A 23,965-nucleotide genomic window follows, 5' to 3' on the forward strand; every position below is an offset into this window, starting at 1 on the left:
TTGTCCGCTGCGCCGCGCGATATCAGTTCGCGGGAGCGGCGGGCGCCACATCTTCGGGACCGTAGCGCGGGCTTTCGACTTGCGCACCGTGCGCCTTGAACCAGTCGATCATGGCGACCGTCACCTGTGCCTGATGGCTGGGATGCACTTCCAGCCCGTGCGGCTCGTTGGGGAATGTGACCAGCCTTGCATCGACGCCGTTCATCTTGAGCGACGAATAGAAGGCGACAGCCTGATCCGGCGGAGTGATGCGATCATTGTCGCCCACCATCACGATCGTTGGCGTGTGCACGTTTCCGGCGAAGGTCAGCGGCGAGCGTCGGGCATAATCCTCCCGATCTTCCCACACCGGTTTGTCAAACAGGAACGGGCGCATGTACGAGATGCTGGTGACATAGTATGTCCCCCAGTCGATCACCGGATAGAGCACAGCCGCCGCCTTGAACCGGTCCGAGTGCCCCACGGTCCAGGCGGTCAGAGTGCCGCCCGCGCTGCCGCCCGCCAGATAGACCTGATCCGGATCGGCCTCGCCAGCCGCGACCATCGCATCGATGGCGGCCACGGGATCGGCCTCCACCCCGATCGGGAACTTGCGATTGACGATATTGGAGAATGGCTCGCCATAGCTGCCGCTGCCGCGATAGTTGATGTAGGTCACGATGAAGCCGTGGGCGGCGAGCGTCTGGTAGCCCAGATCGAACCCCGGCCCGAAATCGCTGCTCACGCCGCCATGCACATCCACGATCATCGGATAGCGCTTGCCCTTCTGGAAATTGGGCGGGCGGACAACCCAGCCCGCAATGTCCATGCCATCGGCCGCCTTGAAGCTGATCGGCTGCACGCTGCCCAATTGGCGCTGCGCGAGGAAGGCGGTATTCAGGTTCGAGACGACCCGCACCGGCTTGCCGGGTTCGGCAATCGCGATCTCGCTAGGCTGGTCGCCTTTCGACTGGGTGAAGGCCACCGTGCCGTTGGCGGCAACCGAGAAGCCGCCCTCATCGGCATAGGCAGTGAGCCTGCCGCCCATGGTATCCGCCAGGATCCTGCGCGAGCCATCAAGGCCGAACAGGCCAAGCTTGTGGGCACCGCGATCGACATAGGAGGCCACCACCGCCTTGTTGCCGCTCCACGCTACATGCGAGAATGGCCGGTCCAGATCGGCGCCGAGCACACGGACATTGCCGCCCTCGCGGTCGCTGATGGTCAGTTCCTGCCGGAAATACCACTGCGCTTTGCGCACCTGATCGGAAATATAGGCAAGTTTGGTCCCGTCCGGCGAAATGCTCATACCATAATCCGAGCCATTGGGCGCGGTGAGCGCGCGGATGGCCCCGGTGTCGATGCGGATCTCGTAGAGCGTATACTGCCAGATGTTGCGCCAGAATTCGGTCGCGCGGTTGGCTGAAACGATTAGCGAGGCCCCGTCCCGCGACCACTGCACGCCCGCACCACGCGGCGGAATCGCGTCCTGGCTGAAGGCGATGCCGGCAGGATCGCCCACCGTGGGCTTCGCCGCATCGATAACCAGTGCCTCGAGATGGGCGGGCCGGTTCTGGCCATCGGAGGGGCCCTGAAAGTCCAGCCGGTCAGAAATCCTGGCGGGCGGTTGCCGTTCGGCTCCGGCCGGACCCTTCAGCACGACAGTCTTCTTTTCGAAGACCTGACGCACCGCCGCAAGGCGCGAACCATCGGGCGCCCAAGATAGTGCCATCAGCGGCATCCTGCTTGTGCGCAAGGTGCGCTCCGTGCCGTCAGCCAGATTGCGCACGATCAGCGAAAAGCCCTCGGCCCCGGCGGCCTGATAAGCGAGCTGCTTGCCGTCGGGCGACCACCGCGGCAACGAATCGTTGCGCGAACCGGTCGTCAGTTCGCTTTCGCGCCCTTGCTTCAGGTCGATCAGCTTCAGGCTCGAATGGCGCGTGTCGGTCTTCGCATCGGCCGTCTCAGCCACATAGACCACGCGCGATGCATCGGCGGAAATCTGTGGGTCGGATGCAAATGCGATTTGATACACGTCGGTAATGCGCAAGTTTTCACGCGCCGCCAGTGGTCCTGCGAAAACCATGGCCGCCACCACGAGGGTAGCTCCGCCGATGCGGCCGGCGCTGGCGATCCCGCGGCCCCAAACCAATCCTGCCTTCATCTTGATCTCCCTATCCAGCCAGCGCGTCATTCAGCGAAGGAAATGCGACGGCTTCTGCGTCCGCCCCGTCCGGAGCGAGTCGGGAAGCCGCTGCACCAAACCCTTATTTTCCTTCTTGAACTTTGCCTCGATATTTGCATACAACTTGTCGGCAAGTTTCGCAATCCCTGCGAAAGATGGCGCCTGAAATGTGTTGCCACCCGCGCGCAACAGGCTCTTTGCAGGAGATTTCGTGACCGATCAGATTGACCGGATCCTCTCGGACACCGAATTGCGGCAGGATATGCAAGCCTGGCGCCACGATCTGCATCGCCACCCGGAGCTTGGCTTCGAGGAATCCAGAACGGCGGACCGGGTCGCGGACCTGATGCAGCAATGGGGCATCGAAGTGCATCGTGGGCTTGGCGGGACCGGGGTTGTCGGGGTCATTCGCGGAGAGCAGGGCTTTGGGCGCCGAATCGGGATCAGGGCTGAGCTCGATGCCCTGCCGCTCGAGGAAGCCAACGGCTTTACGCACGCCTCGATCCATCCCGGGGTGATGCACGCTTGCGGCCATGATGGCCACGCCGCGATGCTGCTAGGCGCGGCCCGCTGCCTTGCGGCGGATCGCCGGTTCAGTGGCACGGTCCATGTGATTTTCCAGCCAGCCGAAGAACTGCTGGCAAGCGGTGCGCGGCGCATGCTGGCCGATGGCTTGCTCGATCACTTTCCTTGTGACGCCATCTATGCCGTCCACAATTTCCCCAGCCTCGCGCCCGGCACTGCCGGCATCCGGACAGGGCCGATCACCGCGGCGGTAGACAACTTCGAGATCCTGATCCGGGGGCGCGGCGGCCATGGCGGGATGCCGCATTTGTGCATCGATCCAGTCATTCCGGCCTGCGAATGCGTGCTAGCGCTGCAACGGATCGTATCGCGCTCGATCGATGCGACCGACGCCTGCGTGCTCAGCGCAACCATGCTGCAAGGCGGCGATGCGCCCAATGTCGTGCCCGATATGGTACGGATCGGCGGGACAGTGCGGACGCTGCGCGAGGAAGTGCGCGATCACGCGGAAACTGAACTGCGCCGCATCGCAGGCGCAGTGGCGCTGGCGCATCGGTGCGAGGCGGAAGTCCGCTATGTGCGAGGCCACCCGGCAACCACCAACAGCCCCCGCGAAGCCTCGCTCGCCGCCGCCGCGCTTGAACGGGTGCTGGGGCATGGCCAGGTCGACACCCAGTTCGGGCCGGTCATGGGCGGGGAGGACTTTTCCTACTTCCTGCAGCAGATGCCGGGCGCTTATGCGGTGCTGGGCCAGGGTGGCAGCGCGATGATTCACAATCCATCTTATGATTTCAACGACGCCATTCTCCCCCTTGGCGCAGCCTTCTTCGTGGCCGTCGTTCACGCGGAACTGAGCGGAACGCACGCCCCATGACCCAGCACGCCACTAACACGACCACCAGCGCAGCCGGGCGGCTGGCCATCGGCACGCTTGTCCTTTTCGCCCTGCCCTCGATGACCCTGCAACTGATGCGAGGCCCGGCATTTGGGATTCTGCCGTCGCTCTATGCCGAAAAGTTCGGTCTCTCGCTCACCTCGATTGCAGGTCTCCTGCTGATTTTGCGACTGATCGACGGGGTTACCGACATCGGGATAGGCTATGCCTCCGATCGCACGCAGGACGGCTTTTTCGGACGCAAGGCCTGGATGCTGATCGGCACGCTGCTGACAGCTGCCTCGATCTTCATGCTCTATGTGCCGCCCGCCGGCGCAACGCTCACGTACCTCTCGGTCTGGTTCTTCCTCGCTTACCTCGCGTGGACACTGATCGAGGTGCCCTATAGCGCCTGGGGCACCGAACTGACCCGCGATTACCGCGAGCGGTCTCGCCTTGCAGTTGCCCGCCAGGTGTTCACGGTCGGCGGGTCGGTGCTGCTTATCGTCATCCCGCTGCTGCCGTTTCTGCCCAGCCGCAGGATCACGTTCGAGACGCTGCATGTGGTCGCGTGGACCGTCGCCATCATCCTGCCGCTGTCGGTTCTGGCGGCTGCCCGGTTCGTCCCGCGCGGGCAATCGCTGGAACGCAACCATTCCCACACTCTGCGGGAGCTGTGGCTCAGTGCGCGCGAAAGCCCCGCTTTCCAGCGCTATCTGGCTGCCTACGCAATTCAGGAGTTCGGTGTCGGCGCGTTCGGCGCGCTGGCCTTCATCTATATCGATTCCTACCTGGGGATCGGAATCTACATATCGGCTGCCTATGCCATCACGATCATCGGCGGATGGGCCGGTCTGGCCTGGTGGGGGCGCGCGCTCGGCAAAGGAGAGAAGCACCGGATCTGGGCGCTCACCGCCTTTGCGGCGGGCGGACTGCATATGCTCAATGCGCTGCTGACCCCGGGCACGGCGCTCATGTTCCTGGCTATCAGCCTGGTCTTCCAGTTCTTCGTCATGGCCTGCGAGGCGGTGCCGATGGCGATCATCGGTGATCTGGTCGATCACAATCTGATGCGGCGCGGTGCAAACCGGGCAGGGCAATACGCGGCGCTGGCCATGGCCGCGCGCAAGGCCTTCCTCGGTCTTGGCGCTGCGGCAGGCCTCGCGATCGCGGGTTGGTTTCATTTCGCGCCCGGCCAGAAGCTCTACTCGCCCGAAGCCGTGATCGGCGTCAAGCTTGCCTATGTAGCCCTGCCTGCCCTCAGTCTGTTCGCTACCGGGCTGATCATGTGGAACTTCCCCCTCAACGCTCGGCGGCAGGACATCATTCGGCGCCGCATCGCGCGGAGGGGATGACTTGGCGGTTGGTCGCCTCGTCAGGCCGGGTTGACGACCGCGATTTCGATTTCCCGCACGATCAGCCGTTCCAGCCGTGAAACGTGGGCCAGCGTATCCTGCCGCACACTGCCTGCCACGGGGCGGCTATAGGCCGCGTTGAGATCGTCCTCATTGGCAAACCACTGCTCGGCCACACCATCCCATTCCGTGTCGCCTGCAGGCTTGCCTGCGAGCAGATCGGGCTTCTGCGCGATGTTGACGACATAGCGGACCAGCCGGGGCGCCGCTGCTGCGATGGGCGCGTGGCTTTCCAGCCACCAGCGCTGGAACTCTGCATCGCTCAGATGCTCCGCCTTCCGCAAGAGCCAGACGATCTTGACCATTTTCTACCCCTGTACAGCTTCCCGGATGCAATACGATGTCGACAATTTGAATGCAATGACATCCATACCCTCGAGGATTGACCGCCAGGAACAGCCATATAGCTGGAAAATGGCAGGACATAAGGTCGTAGCTTGTTTTATTTTGCACACAGCTTGCATCCAAGATGAACAATCAGCACTATGGGGCAATGAGGGAAGTCGCTTCGGCAAAAGCCGGCGATTCGAACGGAGAAGCATGATGCAGAACATCAGGGGGCAACAACGCAGCCGGCTCGCAGGTCTTTTCGGGTCTACCGCTGCGGCAGTGGCAGTGCTCGGCGGAGTTCCGGCCTACGCACAAGATCGACCTGCAACGGCCAGCGCGACGTCTGCGGCGGCAGGAGAAGGCCAGGACGCGGCTATCGTGGTGACAGCGCGCCGGCGTGAGGAAAGCCTTCTGGCGGTTCCCATCGCGATCAGCGTCGTCGGCGGAGCCCAGCTGGACCAGGACCGCATCACCCGCGCTGAGGACATTCAGTTCCTGGTCCCCGGCCTCAGCGTCGTCTCATTCCTTGGCGGCGCGAATCCGTCGCTGCGCGGTGTCGGCACCGGCCAGAACGTCAGCGGCACCGACGAATCGGTCGGCGTCTATCTCGACGAAATCTATCAGGGCGTCGGCAGCTCTGCCTTCAGCCGCGTGTTCGACGTGTCGCGGGTCGAAGTGCTGAAGGGTCCGCAGGGCACGCTTTACGGTCGCAACGTCACCGCCGGCGCCCTCAGCGTCGTCACGAACGCGCCCGTTCTGGGCAAGCTCACCGGTAACGCCGATCTCTCCTACGGCACTTATGAAACGGTGCGCGCCAACGGAGCGATCAATGTGCCGGTCGGCGAAAAGGCAGCGCTGCGTCTTTCCGGCACGTTCGGCAACAGCCGCGGCTTTGTCAAAAACGTCGATACGGGCCAGTATCTCAACGGCGACGATTTCTACGGCCTGCGCGCACGCCTGCTGGTCGAGCCCAGCAGCGACCTGACGATCGACGCCGGCATCCAGTACATGAAGGACAACACGCCCTTCGTGTGGGAAGCGATGGACAACAGCCAGTTCTTCCTCGGCTATGGCAAGGTGATCACGCCGAAGGGATTTTTCTATTCCAACGACGAAACCATCAACGCCAATGTGCGCATCACCGCGCGCCTGAGCGACACGCTTTCGCTGCGCTCGATCACCGGCTATTTCCGCCAGAAGGGTGAGACGGGGCAAGGCGGCCCCCCGGAAACGCGCGATCCGCTGAACGCCGGGTTCGTTCAGGTCGACATGACCAACTACAAGCAGTTCTCGCAGGAAATGCAGCTGCAGTGGCAGAGCGGCGGGAACAACGCGGTTCTCGGGGCCTATTACCTTGACGCCAAGAGCCGCAGCCAGCGCCCGACGAGCGCCAATATCTTCGGCATTCCGGTCTATCAGAACGGGATTTACCGCGACACCAACAAAGCCGTGGCCGTGTTCGGGGAAACCCAGATCGGCCTGACCGACCGGCTGTCGGTGATCGCAGGCCTGCGCTACAATCACGAAAAGCGCGGTCTGGCCGGACGGGCTGGCGATCCGCCGGGGCTGATCGATCCGGTCGCACCCTATTTCGGCGAGCGGAACTTCTCGGCGGTTTCGGGGCGCTTTGGCCTCACCTACAAGGCCAGCGCGGACACATTCCTGTTCGCCACCGTTTCCAAGGGCTTCAAGTCCGGCGGCCTGCAAAGCCTGAGCGACGGGACAGTCGGATCGTTCGAGCCGGAAACCTTGTGGTCCTATGAAGTGGGCGCGAAGCAGGCCCTTCCCAAGGGCGGCAGCCTTGAGCTGTCCTTGTTCAACTACAACTACAACGCGCTGCAGGTTCTGCAGGTCATCAACATCGCCGACTTCCAGGTAGTGAACGCGGCCAAAGCCCGGATCCGGGGTGCAGACCTGAATGTCCGCCTGCGCGCAGGCAACAATTTCGGTTTCAATTTTGCCGCGACCTACCTCGATGCCAAGTACCGGAACTTCAACTTCCGCGGGCTCGGCGGAGCAGATGTCAATCTGAAGGGCTTCCGGCTGGCGCGCGCACCGGAACTGAGCCTGACGACGCAGCTCGTCTATGACCGCTGGGCGGTGGGCAGTCGCTGGGAGGGCTCTGCGCGGGCCGAACTCAACTATCGCACCAGCCAGCTGACCACGGTCGGTGCGCCGGCTGACATGCTGCAAGGCCAGTTGGCGGCACAGGCGCTGGCCAATTTTGTCCTCGATTTCACCCCGGTCGACAAGAAGGGCTTCGGGCTGTTCCTCAACGCCCGCAACCTGTTCGACAAGCGCTACTACGAATACCGGGGTGACGGCGGGCTGCTGGGCGGCACCATCGCGCGGGGGCGGACCTTTGAGGTTGGCATCCGTGCCAGCTTCTGAGGTTGGCAGCTCCCTTACCGGCCATACGGCCACGCATCGCAGGCCGCGGGGTTTTCCCCTGCGGCCTGTCGCGTTCGCGGCCGTGCTGGCCTGCGCGCAATCGGCCATAGCCGCCGACAAGCCAATCCGGCCGGATATCCTCGCGGTCAGAGCGCAGCACCCGGGCCTTGCCGCCCAGATCGACAGCCCCGCCTATCGCGAGGCGATCCCCAATCTGCCCCGCCGCCCGCATGCGCGCTGGACGGTCCACGATTTCGCCCGGCCACAACCACCGATCGTGACGCCCCCCGCTGCAGCCTGCGCCGAGCCGCTGGCCGCCCCCTCCGATGCCATCGATCTGCTGGCAGGCGGGCTCAAGGATTGGACCGGCGAGCGCATCGCAGACTGGACGTTTGCGGGCGGCATCCTGCAATCGGGCGGCAAGGCGCTCAACATGATCGCCACGCGCGCCGCGTTCGGCGATATCCAGCTGCATATCCGTTTCCGGACGCCCGATGGCCCGGACAAACCCTATGGCCAGCACCGCGGCAACAGCGGCGTCTTGTTCATGGGGCTCTACGAACTGCAGATCCTCGATTCCTTCGACAACCCCACTTATCCAGACGGCATGGCCGCCGCGATCTATGGCCAGACGCCGCCCCGCGCCAATGCCGCGCGCCCGCCGGGCCAATGGCAGTGCTATGATGCCGTGTTCCGCGCACCGCGCTTTTCTGGCGGCAAACTCAGGAGCCCTGCCCGTATCACCGTGTTCTGGAACGGCGTGCTGGTCCAGGATGCGCAGCCCATCTTTGGACCGACAGCAGCCGCCGCGATCCTGCCTTACAAGCCGCATGCCGCGCAGGCGCCGTTGCTCTTGCAGGATCACGGCGATCCCACTGGACGAGTGGCGTTCAGCAGCCTGTGGGTTCGCCGATTGAAGCCGGAGCCCAAGTGACCGCCAACGACAGATTGCTGATGAGCGAGCACGACGTGATCGTCGTGGGGTCCGGGGCCGCTGGCGGCATGGCGGCCTATGCGCTGACCCATGCCGGCGCCAGAGTGCTCATGCTTGAGGCCGGGCGCGATTACGATCCGCTGACCGAAACCCCGATGTTCAACCTTCCCAGCGATGCACCGCTGCGCGGCGAGGCGACGCCAGACAAGGAGTTCGGCTTCCACGATGCAACCGTGGGCGGGGGCTGGGAGGTCCCGGGCGAGCCCTATGTCGTGGCCAGCGATGCCAAATTCAAATGGTGGCGCGCGCGCATGCTGGGGGGGCGGACCAACCATTGGGGCCGCCTCGCGTTCCGCTTCGGGCCGCATGATTTCAAGGGCTACTCCGCCGACGGTCGGGGGGTCGATTGGCCGGTCACTTACGAGGACATGGCACCGTGGTATGACCGGGTGGAGCGGTTGATCGGCGTGTTCGGAGCGGCCGAGGGCATCGAGAACTCGCCCGACAGCCCGCCCGGCATTCTCCAGCCGCCACCAAAGCCGCGCGCCTATGAAGCGTGGATGCAGATGGCGATGGGCAAGCTGAGCGGCATTCCCGTCGTGCCCGCCCATGCCGCCGTGCTGACCAGGCCCTTGGGCGATAGACCGGCCTGCTTCTATGCCACCGACTGCTGGCGCGGCTGCGCGATCCGGGCCAATTTCCAATCGACCACCGTTCTGATCCCGCCCGCGCGCGCGACCGGGCGGCTGACCGTGCGAACTGACGCCATGGTGTTCAAGGTGCTGCGCGATAGCCGGGGCAAAGCGGCAGGCGTTCAGTTTGTCGATCGCAAGACGGGTGCCATCCATCAAGTCCGCGCCCGCGCGGTCGTGCTGGGCGCCAGCACGGGCGAGACGGCCCGCATCCTCTTGCAGTCTGCCGATGGCGGGCTGGCAAATGGCAGCGGACAAGTGGGCCGCAACCTGATGGACACTGTGGCGGCCGTTGTCGGGGCGGAAGTACCGCAGCTTCACGATCTGCCGCCGTTCAACGATGACGGGGTGTCCATATCCCATGTTTATGCGCCGTGGTGGCTGCACCGCGAACAAGTGGCGGGGAAGTTGCCTTTCGCGCGGGGCTACCACATCGAATTTGGCGGCGGACGCGGCATGCCCTCCATCGGGAGCATGAGCGAGCTGGTTTCGCTTTCGCAAAAGCGGGGTGCCGACCTGCATGAAGACATGCGGCGCAAGTTCGGCTCCACCGTCTACATGGGCGGACGCGGCGCGATGTTGCCCAATGCGCAGAGCTTCTGCGAACTGGACAAGGACGTAAGGGATCGCTGGGGGCTACCTGTCCTCAAGTTTCACTTCCGCTGGGGCGCCGAGGAGATTGCGCAGGCGGCCCATCAGCGCGACATGTTCCACGATGTGTTCGAGGCGATGGGCGGGCGCGTCCTGACCGACCGATCGGTCCCGATCGAGGATGCCATGGGCAAGGGCGGCGAGACGAACCATGAAGTCGGCACGGCACGGATGGGGTCGTCGCCAGCCGTTTCGGTGCTCGATCCGTGGTGCCAGACCTGGGAGGTGCCCAATCTCTACGTTGTCGACGGCGCGGCCTTCGCGACCAGCCCGGACAAAAACCCGACCCTCACGATCCTTGCGCTGGCCATGCGGGCGATGGACCATCTGGCAAACCGCCTGAAGCGCGGTGACGCATGAGCAGGACGCCCGACTTGACAGAAACGGACCGGCGCGGCGCGATGCGCCTTGCGGCGATCACAGCGGTTGGCGGTGCAACCGGGCTGGGTCCGATCGGCTCGGCGCACGCGGCCGAGATTCGCGGCTACGGCAAGGATCCGGACTTGCTGAAGCCGGCCCGCTATTGGCCGCCGACGTTGACCACGCAGGAGCGCGAGGGCCTTGCCTTGCTGGCTGACCTCCTGCTGCCAGCACAAGCCAACCTCGCTGCGCCCTCCGCCCTTGGATTTGCCGATTTCATCGATGAATGGATGAGCGCGCCCTATCCCGCACAGCAGAATGATGCCCGCCGGTTTCGCGCTCTGCTCGCGGCGCTCGGCAGCGAAGTGGGCCAAAGCGGCTGGCTCGGTGCCGATCCCGTGGTCAGGGCCCAGGCATTGCTGCGGATCGAGCAGCGCGAGCCAGCCAACGAAGCACTGAACGATCTGCGCAAGCTGGTGGTCGGTGCCGTCTACACGACACCGGAGGGCATGGCCGCCATCGGCTATCGCGGCAACGAGGCGTTGGAAAGCTTCGCGGGGCCTCCCGACGAGGTACTCGCCCGGTTCGCCGCAGAACTCGCCAAGCTGACCAGCGCATAGCTCCGGTATGCTGGCACCCGGTTTACTGGGCGGGCCACCTGGGGCGGCGCATTGGGCGCGCTGCGCGATCTTTAGGAGTTCTGAGTCCCCCGAAAAGGCATCGAACCAACATCTTAACTGCGGCTAGCGGGCATTTTTGCGGGCCTGGTCCGCCCCGAGCCGCGCGATCCGGTGGAGCCGGGTCACTTCCGCGCCGAATGCGGCAACGATCGCTGCGAGCCCGGCTTCGGCATCGACATCCTGTCCGCACACGAACAGATCCACTGCGGCCACGGCGGTTTCAGGCCAAGTGTGGATGGAGATATGCGATTCGGCGAGCAGCGCCACGCCCGTTACGCCCATGCCCTCGCCAAAGCCGTAGACGTTGACGCTCAGCAGCCGCGCGCCCGCCGCTTCTGCCGCATGCCGCAGCGCCCCCTCGACCCGCGCGACATCGTCGAGTCCGATCCCGCCTTGGAGATCGGCGATGAGGTGGATGCTGGTGCCGGGAAGGTGCGCCATTCAAACAAGGCTTTCGAAACGGTGGCCAAGGTGGGCGAGCGCCGCCTCTGCCGCCACGACGCCGCGATAATGCGCTTCCTCGAACAGCGACAGGCCCGAAAGATCGGAATGCGCGAAGAGCACCGGGGGCTTCGCCGCAATCGCTGCCAGCCGCGCCGGATCGCTCAGGAAACCGGGCACCGGGCTCACCATCGCATGGCCCCAGCGCCACACGTCGATGCGCTCGATCGCGCCCGCAAGATCGGGGTTCATCGTGAGGAGATCATCCGCCACGATGCGCTGCCACTCTGCCAGCGGCCGCGTCGCCATGAGCTTGCGCGCGGCCACGGGTTCCTCCCGCGAAAGGGCCATGTACCATGTGAGTACCGTAGGCCCTTCGCCCGCGCTTGCGCTTTGGTGCGTGGCCACGACATAGCCGAGGCTGTCGCTTCCGGTGGAAACGTTGTCCCACGCCAGCGCCGATCCGCGCCCGCGCGGCTGGCGATTGACCGTCACGTTGGCGACGACCCACGGCGCATAGCGCAGCGCTCCCTTGATCGTCTCCACCGGCGCAACGCGCGCCGCCACGAAATGCGGCATGGCCATGATCACGGTGCGCGCACGCCACTGCCGGCTCGCTCCCGCGCCGTGATCGAAGGCCGACACCAGCGCGCCCGCATCCCCCTCGCGCGCCACGCCGAACACGGTGTGGCCAGAGCGGACATGCGGCGCGACCGCCTTGCCCATCAGCGTGACGAGGCGGCCATTGCCTTCGGGCCAGGTCAGTTCGCGGTCGCCGTCGCCGTGCGCCGCCCAGCCGCGACGGCCGGCGAAGTAGTGCACCCCGGCCCAGGCCGAGATATGCTCCGGCTCGGTGCCGTAATCGTCGCGGCAGCAATAGCGCAGGTAGGCCCGCAGCACCGGCGAGGTAAAACCGCGCCCATCGAGCCAGCGCGCGAAGGACTGGCCATCGAGCGCGGTAAAGCGGGGATCGGCGCTCGATCCGGCGCGCGGGATGGCAAAGGCAGGCTTGCCGTCGGCACCCACCGCGCCGCGATACTCAGCCATCTCGCGAAAGAAGCGGTCGCGCTGCATGATGTCCGCCGCGCCCAGACCACTCGAGGGATAGAGCCCTTCCTGCCAGCTGCCACGCCACAGCAGGCGTTCCTCAAGATCGGCGCAGAGCTGGTAGGGATCGTAGACCGGGACGCCGTCCTCCTCGCCCATGATCATGCCGAAGCCCTGCAGCATGTGGCGCAGCGCCCGCGCTTCGCGGTTTGGCACGGGCAGATAGTGCGCGCCGAGCGGATAGGCGCTCACCGCGTTGCGGCCTGATCGTGCGTTGCCGCCTACCGTGTCCTCAAGCTCAAGCAGCACGAAATCCTCGAACCCCGCGTCCTTCAGCCGCCAGGCCGCTGCGAGCCCCGCCGCGCCGCCGCCAGCAATCACGATCGCCGCTTCCTCGGCCCTCCCCTGCGGTGCCGGAAACCCGCCGTCGCGCACGCGGTGGCCGCGCTGCCAGTCTGCACCGCCGAGCGTGCCGGGAAAGCTCTGCGCCGCGCAGCCCGGCAACGCCAGCGCCCCTGCACTGGCGGCAGCAGCGCCTTTCAGCACCTCGCGCCGGGTCGGCTCAGCCATCGTAGCGGCCCCACTCCTCGGCAAAGCTGCGCACCAGCGCCTGGTTGTCGAGCCGGTTCACCGGCGTCGGCCGCCGCGCCATGTCGGGCGGGAAATCGAACATCGCCCGCTCGCTCGCCTGGCTGAGGAAGCGCAGCCCCGCCGGCAGCCGCACCGCATCGCCCGGCGGCTGATGCGCGGCCATGGTAAAGCCCCATTCGCCAAAGCTCGGCACATAGGCATGATACCCGCGCGCCTTCAGCCCCGCGGCCTCCAGCGTGCTCGCCACCGTCCAGTACGAGCGCGGCGCAACCAGCGGCGAAGTGCTCTGCACCGTCAGCACGCCAGCCGGCCCCAGCAGCCGCGCCACCTCGCGGTAGAAGCTTTCGGTATAGAGCTTGCCGAGCGAGAACTCGGTCGGATCGGGAAAGTCGATCAGAATCGCATCATAGCGCCCCCGCGCCTGCCGCACCCAGCGGAAGGCATCGCCGTTCACCACCGTCATCCGCCGCGAACCGAGCGAGCCGCCATTGAGACGGGCGAGCGAGGGCTCGTCGCGGAACAGGTGGGTCATCTCCGGATCGAGATCGACCAGCGTGACATGCGCGACGCGGGGGTCTTTCAGCACCTCGCGCGCGGCCAGCCCGTCACCCCCGCCCAGGATCAGCACCTCGCGCGGGTTCGCCACCCGGCCCAGCACCGGCCACACCAGCGCTTCGTGATAGCGATACTCGTCGCGGGTCGAGAACTGGAGGTTGCCGTTGAGATAGAGCCGCAAATCCTCGCCGCGCCGGGTGATGACAATGCGCTGATAGGGCGTGGAGCGCGCATAGATCACCGGCTCGCCATAAAAGGCGACCTCGGACCAGCGCTGGATATGGTCCGCCCCGGCCAGCCCCGCGACGAGCGAGAGCATCACCGCCAGCGCCGCCGCCAGATCGGCGCCAATCTTTTGCCGCCCGCGCAGCACCAGCAGCAACGCTATGGCCACCGCCACATTGGCGAGGCCAAAGGCGAACCCGGTGCGGATCATGCCCAGCCGCGGCACCAGCACGAGCGGAAACAGCAGCGAAGCGATCAGCGCACCGATGTAATCATAAGTCAGCACATTGGAGACGAGATCGCGGAAGGCGAAGCGGTAGCGCAAGATGCGGATCAGCAGCGGGATCTCGAGCCCCACCAGCACGCCGATGGCCACCACCAGCCCATAGAGCGCGATGCGGAAATCCTCGACCAGCGGGAACAGCAGAAACAGCCCGGCTGCCGACCAGCCGCCCAGCGCCGCGATCAGGATTTCCACCCGCACGAACACGCCGATCTCGTTCGAACGCACGTGGCGCGAAAGGTAGCTGCCCACGCCCATCGCGAAGAGATAAGTGCCGATGACAGTCGAGAACTGGGTGACGCTGTCACCGAGGAGATAGCTGGCAAGAGTTCCGGCCAGCAGTTCATAGACCAGCCCGCAGGTGGCGACGACCAGCACCGAGACCAGCAGGATCACCGCCAGCGATGCGGGCGCGCCGTCCTCACCGCCGCTGACCGGGACGCCCTGCACGCCTTCGGGTTCAACCATGCACGGCAGCGGCGATGATATTGGAAATGCCGATCGCGACCGCGCCCGCCAGCAGCGCCACCGCCACGTTCTTGCGCTCGATGATCTCGCGCCACAGCTCGCCCGGAGTCAGCCGGTCGACCAGCACGAAGCTGAGGATGAAGATGACAATGCCAAGGCCCGCATAGAGCACGGTGGCAAGGAAGACATCGAGGGTGATCATGGGCGGAACTCCTGCGGAAGCGGTGGGATCGTTCGGTCAGCAAAGGCAATCATTGGCGGACGTCATTTGTGGGTTGGTCCGCGATAGGACGTGGATGAGGAACGCTCCTCGTCGGAGAACGGCGTCCAGGCAAACCACGTCGAGACGGCGGAGGTCATCACCAGCAGCATGCACCAGGCTGCAAACAGGATCAGGCGCTTGGTCATGTCAGCCCTCGTGCCTCCACCAGACGATGATGACCGGCACACTGAACAGCAGCGCAGCCATCAGCCAGAACATGCCCCATGAGAAGCCGCCGGTGCAGGAGCGAAACCACAGCGCCACCGTATCGGTATTGCCCCAGGGGTTCGCGGGGTCGATCGATCCCGGCTGGGGGTCGCTGGGCCAGCCATGGGCTCCCACGTCGACGAAGACGTCATAGGTACCCTGCGGCACGCTAGAAAACAGCGTATCGGTGTGGTGGCTGCCTTCGCTCCACGGGCCGTCGCTGTCCGTGCCAGTGTAGAACTCGACGATCCCGTAGGCATCGATCGATTGCTGCGTCTTGCGGTTGACGAGGCTGTAGTCGAGATCGACCCAGCGGTTGTGAAAACTGTCGCTGTCCACCGCGATCGTGACGAACTGCCAGGGGCGCCGCACCTCGATCGTGCCGATGGGCTGCGTGCTGGTCGGTGCCCCCACCTCCACGGTGGCCCTGCCGTCGGCGCAGACCTGAGGGCCGCTCAGAAAGGTTTGCACCGCCATGATCATCAGCAGCGCAGCGAGCGCCATGAGCAGCATGGCTGGCAAGTCGCCCTCGTCCATGGTCGGAGCCTTGATGAAGCCTTGCTTCAGGCCCTGCCCGCGCAGGCGCGGCGGTCGCGACCGGTGCTTCTGCTTGACCACGAACGCGTCGCTGATCCACTCCGCGCTGACCGCGATGAGCTGGGTCCAGGTCACTTCATCAGCGCTCGTCTCGCGCGAGAGCGCTTCCCGGCCGCGCATGAACGTGGCGCCCTGTACCTTGTCCCCCCGCCCGGCGCGCCAGTAGAATTCGCCGAGCACCGTCGTCGTCTCGATCTGGACATCTTCATCCAGCGCAAAGGACTGGCCGCGCCATGTCACCGAAAGACCGTCATCCTCCGGCCGGTCGAGCAGCATCGTGCCGAACTGCCACTCGCCCTCCGCCTCCACCAGCCAGCGATAGCCGGCATAGGGATTGAACAGCAGGAACTCCTGCCAGACGGCGCTGCCGCTGCGCCGCCGCATCGCCCCGAGAACTTCCCACTCGACATCGAACAATGTCCCGCGCGTGCCGAGCGCAATCGCGAAGTCCTTCGCAACGCGGCGATAGGCCTTGATCAGCCGCACATCCTCGTGCGCGACATTGAGCACCGAGCCGCAGTAGCGACACGCCAGTGTGACGGTATAGCCCGCCGCGCGGATCTCGATCGATCCGCCGCAAGAGGGACAAGTGACCGCGCGCGGCTGCGTCACGCGAGCGCACCCGGCTTGGTCCAGCCTTCGATCTGCCGCAGGTTTCCGGGCTTGAGACCGGCGAGATCGCTCCACTCACCGAGCCACGCGGTGGTGCCATCGGCATCGCGCTGGACGGACAGGGCATCCCCGGCGGCGTTGCGGAAATCGACGTTGGTCATCGTCCAGCTGGGCAGCGTCGGGAACGGCAGATCACCTTCACTGCCGAGGCATGCGGCCTCCTTGATGTCGGTCGCCGTCAGCCATTTGCCCCCGGCCTTTACGGTGCAGTCCCTCGCCATCGGGTTGCCATCGGCAAAGTTGCGGACAGCTGGCACGGCAAGCACCGCCGGATACGCGCTGGTGAGCATGAACATGCCCATCGCCTCGCCCAGCCAGAACGCCCGCCCGTCCGCCGCGCGCAAAAACCATTCGTTCCACGATCCATCGGACCAGCCCCAGCGCACCCGCCCGACCACGGTGGCCGCAATCCCGCCGCGGTCCAAGGTGGTGCCGATCTGGATGGGCGAAACGTCGGCCGGCAGCGCCGCAACCGTTCCCACGGCCTCCACGCTGCCCGCCGCGCGCCGCACCAGGGTCTGGCAATAAGCGCAGGTCGAATAGGGCAAGCCCGGATCGCGCACAGGCAGCGCTGCCCCGCACGAAGGACACGTCAGACTCTCCATGGCCCCGATCCGCGCGCGATCAGCGGATGCGGCCGAGCAATTCGGCTTTCTTGGCGTCGAACTCTTCCTGACTGAGCGCGCCGATCGTCACCAGCTTGTGCAGCTTCTCGATCATCGCCACCGGATCCTCGGCGGGCGTGGCTGCCGGGGCTGCTCCCAATCCCTGTGCCCCCAAACCCTGCGTCCCCAATCCCTGCGCCATCGCGCCACCCAGGGCAGTCGCTGCGGCCATGCCCGCGCCAATGCCCGCCATGCCGCCATCGTTGCCCGCCGCCTGTTCGATCGCCTCGGCCGCCTGAAAGCGGGTGTAGGTGCCAAGATCGCCCAGCACGCGCATCGAGCTGGCCTTGTCGAGGTGCGCCTGCACTTCATCCGGCAGCGAAATGCTCTCGACGTAGAATGACAGGCAGGTGAGGCCCCACTGCGCAAAGGCCTTGTCGACCTCAGCCTTGATGCGGTCAGACAGTGCCTGCTGGTTCGCCGCCAGATCAAGAAACGCGATCCCGCTGCTACCCAGCGCTGCCGCCAGCGAGGTCTGGATCGCGGCGCGCAGCTGCGGCTCGAGCGAGGCGGCCGTCACGCCCGGCATGGTGCCCAGCACGCGTGAAGCGAACGGTGCCACCTCGTTCAAGCGATACGAGCACGAACCGAACGCCCTCAGCCGCAGCGCCCCGAATTCGGCATCGCGCACAGTGACCGGCTGCGCGGTGCCCCACTTCAGCCCCGGCTGCTCCTTGAGCGAGAAGAACACGACATCGGACTTGAAGGGAGACCGGAAACCCTTGTCCCAGTTCATCAGGTTGGTCAGCAGCGGCAGGTTCGCGGTCTCGATCGTGTGCAGCCCCGGCCCGAAATAGTCCGCCAGCGTGCCTTCGTTGAGGAACGCCGCGATCTGCCCCTCGCGCACCGTCAGCTGCGCGCCGTGCTGAATCTCGTGATCGGCGAAGGGCACCCGCCACGCGATGTCGCCCGGCTGCTCCAGCCATTCGATGACATCGACGAACTGCTTCCTCAGAAAATCGAACATGGCTGCAAGCCTCCCCGCGAAGGAATGCACACTACTACAATCAGCGCCGGCAACAACGCCTTGGGGCCGATGTGGCCGGAAAGCGTCAGGGGCCCGAGGGGATCAGGGTCAGGCTGGTCTGGCGTCCATCGATGAAGCGCACGGTTTTGCCATCGAAGAAAGCATTCTCCTCCGCCCGGAAATCGACGCGCTGGCCGCCCCATTCGGGCACGGCGGCATAGGACGTCAGCTCGATCGACCACGCCGTGTTCGCATGGATCGCCGCATCGCCGCGCGGATCGGCGTTCTGGTTGTCCCAGAAGCCAATCGACGGCCCCGCGCCGTGGCCATGCAGGCCGATGGGATGCGAGTAGATCGAGGGATCGAGGCCCGCAGCCTTGGCCCCCGCGCGCGCGCGCGCCAGTGCCTCGTTGCCACTGCGACCGACCACGAACTGGCGGGTCAGGAAATCCTGCACGCGGTTGGTGTTCGCAAGGCCCTGCCTGAGGCCCGCCGGTGCCTCCGTCTCGCCCGGCTTCAGCACATAGGCCAGATGCTGGGTATCGGTGTTGAGCCTGAGGTAGGTGATCCCGAAATCGGTCCACAGCAGATCACCGGGCCGGATCACTTCGGCGCCTTCGAGCATGCCCTTCGCGCCCTGCCGCTGGATGGCGATTGAGGGGTGGAACCACGCATCGAGGCCAAGCTGCAGCAGCCGGTCGCGGTACCACCACTGCACCTCCTCGGCGGTGGTGACGCCGGGGTTGATGACCTTGCGCGAAAACGCCTCGCCGATAACGGCATGGGCGATGCGCTCGATCGTCGGGTAGAGCGTCATCTCCGTGGGGGTGCGCGTCTCCAGCCAGCGGATGGCGAGCCCTTCGCCGCTGACCACGCGCTGGCGCAGGGCAGCCGGCAGCGCGGCGGTGAACTTGTCGTACTGGCTCACCGTCATGCCATCGGCGAACTGGTGGAGATCGGACACGTTGACCGCGATCTTTGCCGGATTGCGGGCCGCCACGATATCCGCCGCCGCCTGCCACTGATCGGGCTGCTTTGCCGGATCCCAGGCCGGCTCGAACAGTCCACCGAGGCCGTAGCGGCTGACGGTGAGCCGCTCGACCGGCTTGCCGCCGCCCGGATCGTGGAAGATCAGGATCGTCCGCCGCCGCGCATGCATGTTCTCGGCATCGAGCATCGAGGCGACCACCGGCTCCTCGAAATACTCGCGCGCCACCAGCAGCCACAGGTCGATGCCTTCCGCGCGCATGATTGCTGGGATCACCGTATCGAGCCGCTCGGCGAGAATGCGGTTCTCGGCCTCCGCCCGCTCGCGCGCCGAGAGAATGGGCGGCACGGCAGGCGCCTGCTGCTCGGTCTCGCTCATGCCGATGGGCGCGGCTGCTGCCGGTGCCGCACATAGCGCCGCCGCAGCGGCAAGCAGATACCTCATCCCGCCCGTTCCAACGCAGCGCGGATCGTTTCGGCAATGCGGCCCATATGGTCGGGCTCGATGATCAGCGGCGGAGAGAGCGCGATGATGTCGCCCGTCACGCGGATCAGCAGGCCGGACCGGAAGCAATCGGTGAACACGTCATAGGCCCGCGCGCCCGGTGCGCCATCGCGCGAAGCGAGCTCGATCGCGCCGACGAGGCCGATGGTGCGCACGTCGATCACATGCGGCGCATCGCGCAAGGCATGCAGCGTATCGGCCCAGAGCGGCGCAAGGTCGGCCCCGCGCGTCAGCAGCCCCTCGCGGGCATAGATATCGAGCGTGGCGAGGCCCGCCGCGCAGGCGACGGGGTGGCCGGAATAGGTATAGCCGTGGAACAGTTCGATGAGGTTTTCCGGCCCCTGCACGATACCATCATGCACCGCGCGGCTGGCGAAGACTGCGCCCATCGGCAGGGTGCCGTTGGTGATGCCCTTGGCGGTGGTGATGAGATCGGGGGTGACGCCGAAGTAATCCGCGCCGAACGGTGTGCCGAGGCGGCCAAAGCCGGTGATCACTTCGTCGAAGATCAGCAGGATGCCATGCCGCGTCGCGATTTCGCGCAGGCGTTCGAGGTAGCCCTTGGGCGGCGGCAGCACGCCGGTGGAGCCCGCAACCGGCTCGACGATCACCGCCGCGATGGTCTCCGCGCCGTGGAGCTGGACCAGCCGTTCGAGATCGTCGGCCAGCTCCGCGCCGTGCTCCGGCATGTCGCGGGTGAAGCGGTTGCGTGCCGGATCGTGGGTGTGGCGCATGTGATCGGTGCCGGGCAGGCTGGTGAACACGCGCCGGTTGTTGAGGATGCCGCCCACCGAAACGCCGCCGAAGCCGACGCCGTGATAGCCCCGCTCGCGCCCGATGAAGCGAGTGCGCGTGCCCTGGCCGATGGCGCGCTGGTAGGCGAGCGCGATCTTGAGCGCGGTATCGACCGATTCCGAACCCGAGCCGGTGAAGAACACCCGGTCAAGCCCGGCGGGCGCGATCTCGGCAAGGCGGGTCGCGAAATCGAAGCCGATGGGGTGGCCCATCTGGAAGGCGGGCGCGAAGTCCATCGTGCGGATCTGGTGCGAGACGGCGTCGGCAATCTCCTCGCGCCCGTGTCCGGCATTGACGCACCACAGGCCCGCGGTGCCGTCCAGAATCTCGCGGTCGTCCGCCGAGCGGTAGAACATCCCGCGCGCTTCGGCGAGGAGGCGGGGCTGCGATTTGAACTGGCGGTTGGCGGTGAACGGCATCCACCAGGCGGCAAGATCGGGCGTATTCATCGGGCGAGGCTTTCCGGACGCGGTAAAACGGACGTGTGCAGCGTGGCACGTTCGGCGCGCTGGGGAAAGCCTCAGACCAGCTTGAAGATCCCGAGCCTGACCGAAGGCGTCTTGCCATCCCCCGGAGCCACCGTTCCGGCGAAGATCAGCTGGTTGAGCCAGCCGTACTTGCCCAACGGCGCCTCGAAGCGCGGCGTGGTCATTGCATAGCGCTTGCCGTCTGCGCCCGGCACGGTCTGGACAAGGCCGCGGTTGTTGACCTTGATCAGCACCTTGTCGTCGGTTTCCATGTAGTAATCGGCGACGAGTTCGAGATAGCCATCAGCGCGCAGGAGCTGCCAGTCCGCGCCGCCGGGAAGGATGCGGCCCTTGATGTCCGGCCCATCGAAACTGCCACCGATGATCGGGACGCGGAACCGCTCGCCATAAGGCGTGGTGCCGTGGGGGACGCGTTCTTCCAGCAAGGCAACGGCGGAATAGACAAGGACCGAGCGCGGGCCGGCGGGCGGTTCGGCAGCGGAGGCCGGAGCGTTCGCCGCCAGCGCTGCTCCCCCTGCCGCCAGCGTGCCAAGCAAACCGCGCCGATCCATCAGGCCACTTCGCGCAGCGCCGGCAAAGCGCAGACCGCATCGAGGCCAAGGACGTGGGCAACGCGCCCGAGCCCCATCCACACCGCGACGCAGAAGGCGAGATCGACGATCTCCTCATCCGTGAGCGCGGCCTTGTAGCGCGCCCAGAAGTCCTCATCCGCCGCGAGGCCCTGCGGATCGAGGCCGACCTTCTCGGCGTATTCGATAGCCAGCTTCTCGCGCTCCGAGAGGACGGACGAGGTGCGCCATTCGTGGACGGCGGCGTAGAACGCCTCGTCCGGCGCGGGGCCATTGTTGTGCTCGATATCGGGCCGATCGCGCAGCACGCGGAAGTTCTGGCAGAGCTGGCATCCGTTGATCAGCGCGGTGCGCATCCGCGCGCCTTCGAACAGGCGAGTGGGCAGCTTCGACATGCGGTAGGTCACATCGGAAAAGCCGAAAGCGGCGTTCACGATCTCGGGCGCATAATGCTCGGACAAATGGCCGAGCGGGTTCTGGTGATGGGCCTCTGGCAGAGCAACACGCATGGCATTCTCCCTATCTTATCCCGCTCATGAAACGCGCGGGGGCGCGGCTTGCCCACTCCTCAATCTGACAGTCGGCGCGGGGTGAAGTTGACACAGTTGACAGTGTCCTGGGGAATAATTGCAATCGATCAATGAAGCGGATTTGATCGACTACAGCGATCAATGGGTGGCATGGTTGGGCGAAGGAGTGCGGTAAAACGGGCGATTCCGGCTGGGGAGTGGACGCGCTGCATCATGCTGCATGGAGGTGGCTGTAGGACAGCGATTTATAAATAACAGACGCGTCTGTTATTTAAAGGTGGGAGACTGGTGCGTTTTGCGACGTGACTGCGATGTAGGTCAGGTGTGGCAGGTTTACCTGACAGGGAAGAGTTTGTGATCTTGCGAAATTCCACCATAAGCTTTTTCGCAATCCTTTACATGGACTTAGTCGACAATGCCTCCGTATTCGCGCTACACGAACAGTCATCTTGATGTACCTGCTTCATACCTCTTTAATTTCCTGATTATGCAGAACTGTAAATCTTTCAGTATATCCAGCTAGAGTTTGCATGCATGAACGATCTAGTGGCATACCGGTGATCGCGGGAAAGACGCGGAGGATGGTGATGTTTGATTTCGAGAAGCCGATTACACTGGCTCCGGCAGCGGGGGGAAACTGCCTTGTTCCCTCTGCACTGAGGACAGCCGATCTCATCGTTTCAACGACCGGTTCGTGGGTTTCTGGGGCCATACGGATTGGCACTAAGGCCGTCGTCAGCCACGCGCTGCTCTGCATAAACAGTTCTGAAGTTGTTGAAGCAATTGGCGAAGGTGTCGTGCGGCGGTCCATCGACGCGGCAGTTGAACACGGTTCACTGGCTGTCGCATATCGCGTGCCGAACCTTGATATCGGGACAGCTAGCAAGGTCGTGAACTGGGCAGTCTCCAGAGTCGGGACGCGCTATTCCGAAAAAGGTGCGCTTGTATCGGCTGACAAATTGTTGTGCAGAGTGGTCGGCCCCCAGCCCGGCGGTTTCTTTTGCTCGCAACTGGTGATCGAAGCCTTCAAGCAGGCAGGCGTAAACTTGACCGAATTGCCTTCCCAATGCGTCACGCCCGGCGACGTTTCGAAAATTGCCATCGAACGGCTAAAATACGTCGGCCACCTAAAGGGCGATCCGGCTTGGTTTCCGATTATATCGCCGTGACGCAGACAAGGTCTGAATCAGCTAGATCGATATCAAGACTGGACTGACATGCCGCCGTCGAACACGCCGTTGTTTTCGGTCAGGCTGCCCTTCTCATCCCATCTGTTGAGAACCTTGAGCAGCGCATTGCGCTTTTTGTTCGACATGCCCGATTCCAGTGTGGGCCGCTGGCGCAAGTGCATTTCCACCAAGGTCAGATTCGACTTGAGCAGGCCGTGGTTCGCACCTGCACCGCCGCCGCCCTGGTTTGTCTCCGGAATATGTTCGTTCGGCGCACCGACCCAGTACCAGGTTCTGGTGGTTGGGTTTCTATGCAGAGTATAGTGCCAGTAGTGCGAGCAGGCCTTGCCAAACTCTGCCTTGAAGTGAAAGTTCTTGGATCGGGTCGAATTGCGATCATCTTGCGGGCTCATCATGGTCAGATGCCAGTTTGGCGGCGTGCCACCGCCCGATGCATGTTCGTGATCCTTCCAGACGTCCTGGACAAGAATGGCCACGATCTGGAACGGATTAGCCGAGTCAATGCTCTTCGCGCCGCACGCTTTCATCCACTTCTTGAACAATTCGCCGGTGATCTGAACGAGAGCGGCACCTTGCGGTGCAGCAGGATTGTCGAGCATCGTCAAATCCCCTCTTCAAAACAATGCAGTCAGCCGTTCATCAGAACAGACTCGTATTTTTCTGTTCGAGAGTACTGGACGCCGAGATACGGTCGCAAGCGAAATAATCATGGGGCGCTGCGGAAAAGGCACCATAGTCGTTTATATTTACTTGTCTCTACCCTGCCAGAGCGCAGGCCGAAGCGATACGCAGATGGGCTGCGTTAACCGCTCTGGCTTCCCGCCTTCGCGGGAATGACGAAGAGTGGAGGGAGGTGCGGGGCCGGCAATGCAAGGGCTGTGGCCCCTGCCCGCTGGACGCGCTTT

General features: G+C 64.8%; 22 protein-coding genes. 7 read left to right on the plus strand and 15 right to left on the minus strand.

Annotated elements, in window-relative coordinates; all coding sequences use genetic code 11:
* Nucleotides 1-22: 22 nt before the first annotated feature.
* Nucleotides 23-2,143, minus strand: coding sequence for a S9 family peptidase (locus tag Q0071_RS04265; protein WP_298165674.1), 2,121 nt, complete (start codon nucleotides 2,141-2,143; stop codon nucleotides 23-25).
* Nucleotides 2,144-2,375: 232 nt separating this feature from the next.
* Here Q0071_RS04265 and Q0071_RS04270 point away from each other — a divergent pair, with 232 nt between their 5' ends.
* Together Q0071_RS04270 and Q0071_RS04275 are read left to right on the plus strand one after the other, a co-directional pair.
* Nucleotides 2,376-3,563, plus strand: a complete 1,188-nt coding sequence (locus tag Q0071_RS04270; RefSeq protein ID WP_298165676.1) for an amidohydrolase — start codon at nucleotides 2,376-2,378, stop codon at nucleotides 3,561-3,563.
* The gene (locus tag Q0071_RS04275; RefSeq protein ID WP_298165678.1) at nucleotides 3,560-4,918 is read left to right on the plus strand and encodes an MFS transporter; all 1,359 of its coding nucleotides are present in this window, start codon (nucleotides 3,560-3,562) and stop codon (nucleotides 4,916-4,918) included. The genes Q0071_RS04270 and Q0071_RS04275 overlap by 4 nt, the downstream gene beginning before the upstream one ends.
* A gap of 20 nt (nucleotides 4,919-4,938) precedes the next feature.
* On the opposite strand, the gene Q0071_RS04280 is transcribed toward Q0071_RS04275, so the two are convergent.
* A complete protein-coding gene (locus Q0071_RS04280; RefSeq protein ID WP_298165680.1) occupies nucleotides 4,939-5,283 on the minus strand; it encodes an EthD domain-containing protein in 345 nt (114 codons plus the stop codon).
* 403 nt (nucleotides 5,284-5,686) lie between these two features.
* Between Q0071_RS04280 and Q0071_RS04285 the strand changes: the two genes are divergently transcribed.
* From Q0071_RS04285 to Q0071_RS04300, 4 genes are all read left to right on the plus strand, one after another.
* A complete protein-coding gene (locus tag Q0071_RS04285; RefSeq protein ID WP_298165682.1) occupies nucleotides 5,687-7,699 on the plus strand; it encodes a TonB-dependent receptor in 2,013 nt (670 codons plus the stop codon).
* An 82-nt stretch (nucleotides 7,700-7,781) separates the two neighbouring features.
* Nucleotides 7,782-8,633 carry a DUF1080 domain-containing protein gene (locus tag Q0071_RS04290; protein ID WP_298165684.1) on the plus strand — a complete coding sequence of 284 codons (852 nt, stop codon included), beginning with the start codon at nucleotides 7,782-7,784 and terminating at the stop codon, nucleotides 8,631-8,633.
* Complete coding sequence (locus Q0071_RS04295; protein ID WP_298165687.1) at nucleotides 8,630-10,336, plus strand: GMC family oxidoreductase; 1,707 nt, start codon at nucleotides 8,630-8,632, stop codon at nucleotides 10,334-10,336. Before Q0071_RS04290 ends, Q0071_RS04295 begins: the two co-directional genes overlap by 4 nt.
* Entirely contained in the window at nucleotides 10,333-10,956 is a 624-nt protein-coding gene (locus Q0071_RS04300) for a gluconate 2-dehydrogenase subunit 3 family protein (RefSeq protein WP_298165689.1), read from the plus strand. The genes Q0071_RS04295 and Q0071_RS04300 overlap by 4 nt, the downstream gene beginning before the upstream one ends.
* A gap of 123 nt (nucleotides 10,957-11,079) precedes the next feature.
* On the opposite strand, the gene speD is transcribed toward Q0071_RS04300, so the two are convergent.
* From speD to Q0071_RS04360, 12 genes are all read right to left on the minus strand, one after another.
* Nucleotides 11,080-11,457: an adenosylmethionine decarboxylase gene (gene speD, locus Q0071_RS04305; protein WP_298165691.1), complete on the minus strand. Its 378-nt coding sequence runs from the start codon at nucleotides 11,455-11,457 to the stop codon at nucleotides 11,080-11,082.
* Nucleotides 11,458-13,074, minus strand: coding sequence for an NAD(P)-binding protein (locus Q0071_RS04310; RefSeq protein WP_298165693.1), 1,617 nt, complete (start codon nucleotides 13,072-13,074; stop codon nucleotides 11,458-11,460).
* Complete coding sequence (locus Q0071_RS04315; RefSeq protein WP_298165695.1) at nucleotides 13,067-14,626, minus strand: polyamine aminopropyltransferase; 1,560 nt, start codon at nucleotides 14,624-14,626, stop codon at nucleotides 13,067-13,069. Before Q0071_RS04315 ends, Q0071_RS04310 begins: the two co-directional genes overlap by 8 nt.
* Entirely contained in the window at nucleotides 14,619-14,828 is a 210-nt protein-coding gene (locus tag Q0071_RS04320) for a DUF350 domain-containing protein (RefSeq protein ID WP_298165697.1), read from the minus strand. Before Q0071_RS04320 ends, Q0071_RS04315 begins: the two co-directional genes overlap by 8 nt.
* Before the next feature lie 62 nt (nucleotides 14,829-14,890).
* Nucleotides 14,891-15,034 carry a hypothetical protein gene (locus tag Q0071_RS04325; protein WP_298165699.1) on the minus strand — a complete coding sequence of 48 codons (144 nt, stop codon included), beginning with the start codon at nucleotides 15,032-15,034 and terminating at the stop codon, nucleotides 14,891-14,893.
* 1 nt (nucleotide 15,035) lies between these two features.
* The gene (locus Q0071_RS04330; RefSeq protein WP_298165701.1) at nucleotides 15,036-16,304 is read right to left on the minus strand and encodes a DUF4178 domain-containing protein; all 1,269 of its coding nucleotides are present in this window, start codon (nucleotides 16,302-16,304) and stop codon (nucleotides 15,036-15,038) included.
* A complete protein-coding gene (locus Q0071_RS04335; protein ID WP_298165703.1) occupies nucleotides 16,301-16,969 on the minus strand; it encodes a DUF4178 domain-containing protein in 669 nt (222 codons plus the stop codon). Before Q0071_RS04335 ends, Q0071_RS04330 begins: the two co-directional genes overlap by 4 nt.
* 19 nt (nucleotides 16,970-16,988) lie before the next feature.
* Entirely contained in the window at nucleotides 16,989-17,996 is a 1,008-nt protein-coding gene (locus tag Q0071_RS04340; protein ID WP_298165705.1) for an SPFH domain-containing protein, read from the minus strand.
* Between the two features lie 85 nt (nucleotides 17,997-18,081).
* The gene (locus Q0071_RS04345) at nucleotides 18,082-19,428 is read right to left on the minus strand and encodes a M24 family metallopeptidase (protein WP_298165707.1); all 1,347 of its coding nucleotides are present in this window, start codon (nucleotides 19,426-19,428) and stop codon (nucleotides 18,082-18,084) included.
* The gene (locus tag Q0071_RS04350; protein WP_298165710.1) at nucleotides 19,425-20,732 is read right to left on the minus strand and encodes an aspartate aminotransferase family protein; all 1,308 of its coding nucleotides are present in this window, start codon (nucleotides 20,730-20,732) and stop codon (nucleotides 19,425-19,427) included. The genes Q0071_RS04345 and Q0071_RS04350 overlap by 4 nt, the downstream gene beginning before the upstream one ends.
* Before the next feature lie 71 nt (nucleotides 20,733-20,803).
* Nucleotides 20,804-21,322 carry a DUF3237 domain-containing protein gene (locus tag Q0071_RS04355; RefSeq protein WP_298165712.1) on the minus strand — a complete coding sequence of 173 codons (519 nt, stop codon included), beginning with the start codon at nucleotides 21,320-21,322 and terminating at the stop codon, nucleotides 20,804-20,806.
* The gene (locus tag Q0071_RS04360; RefSeq protein ID WP_298165713.1) at nucleotides 21,322-21,849 is read right to left on the minus strand and encodes a carboxymuconolactone decarboxylase family protein; all 528 of its coding nucleotides are present in this window, start codon (nucleotides 21,847-21,849) and stop codon (nucleotides 21,322-21,324) included. The genes Q0071_RS04355 and Q0071_RS04360 overlap by 1 nt, the downstream gene beginning before the upstream one ends.
* 608 nt (nucleotides 21,850-22,457) lie before the next feature.
* On the opposite strand from Q0071_RS04360, the gene Q0071_RS04365 reads away from it, so the two are divergent.
* Nucleotides 22,458-23,039, plus strand: a complete 582-nt coding sequence (locus Q0071_RS04365; protein WP_298165715.1) for a hypothetical protein — start codon at nucleotides 22,458-22,460, stop codon at nucleotides 23,037-23,039.
* 32 nt (nucleotides 23,040-23,071) lie between these two features.
* Here Q0071_RS04365 and Q0071_RS04370 read toward each other — a convergent pair whose 3' ends face one another.
* Nucleotides 23,072-23,659: a hypothetical protein gene (locus Q0071_RS04370; protein ID WP_298165717.1), complete on the minus strand. Its 588-nt coding sequence runs from the start codon at nucleotides 23,657-23,659 to the stop codon at nucleotides 23,072-23,074.
* Nucleotides 23,660-23,965: the final 306 nt, after the last annotated feature.

It is taken from the genome of Novosphingobium sp. (assembly GCF_027486195.1).
In the GTDB taxonomy this organism is placed as follows: domain Bacteria; phylum Pseudomonadota; class Alphaproteobacteria; order Sphingomonadales; family Sphingomonadaceae; genus Novosphingobium.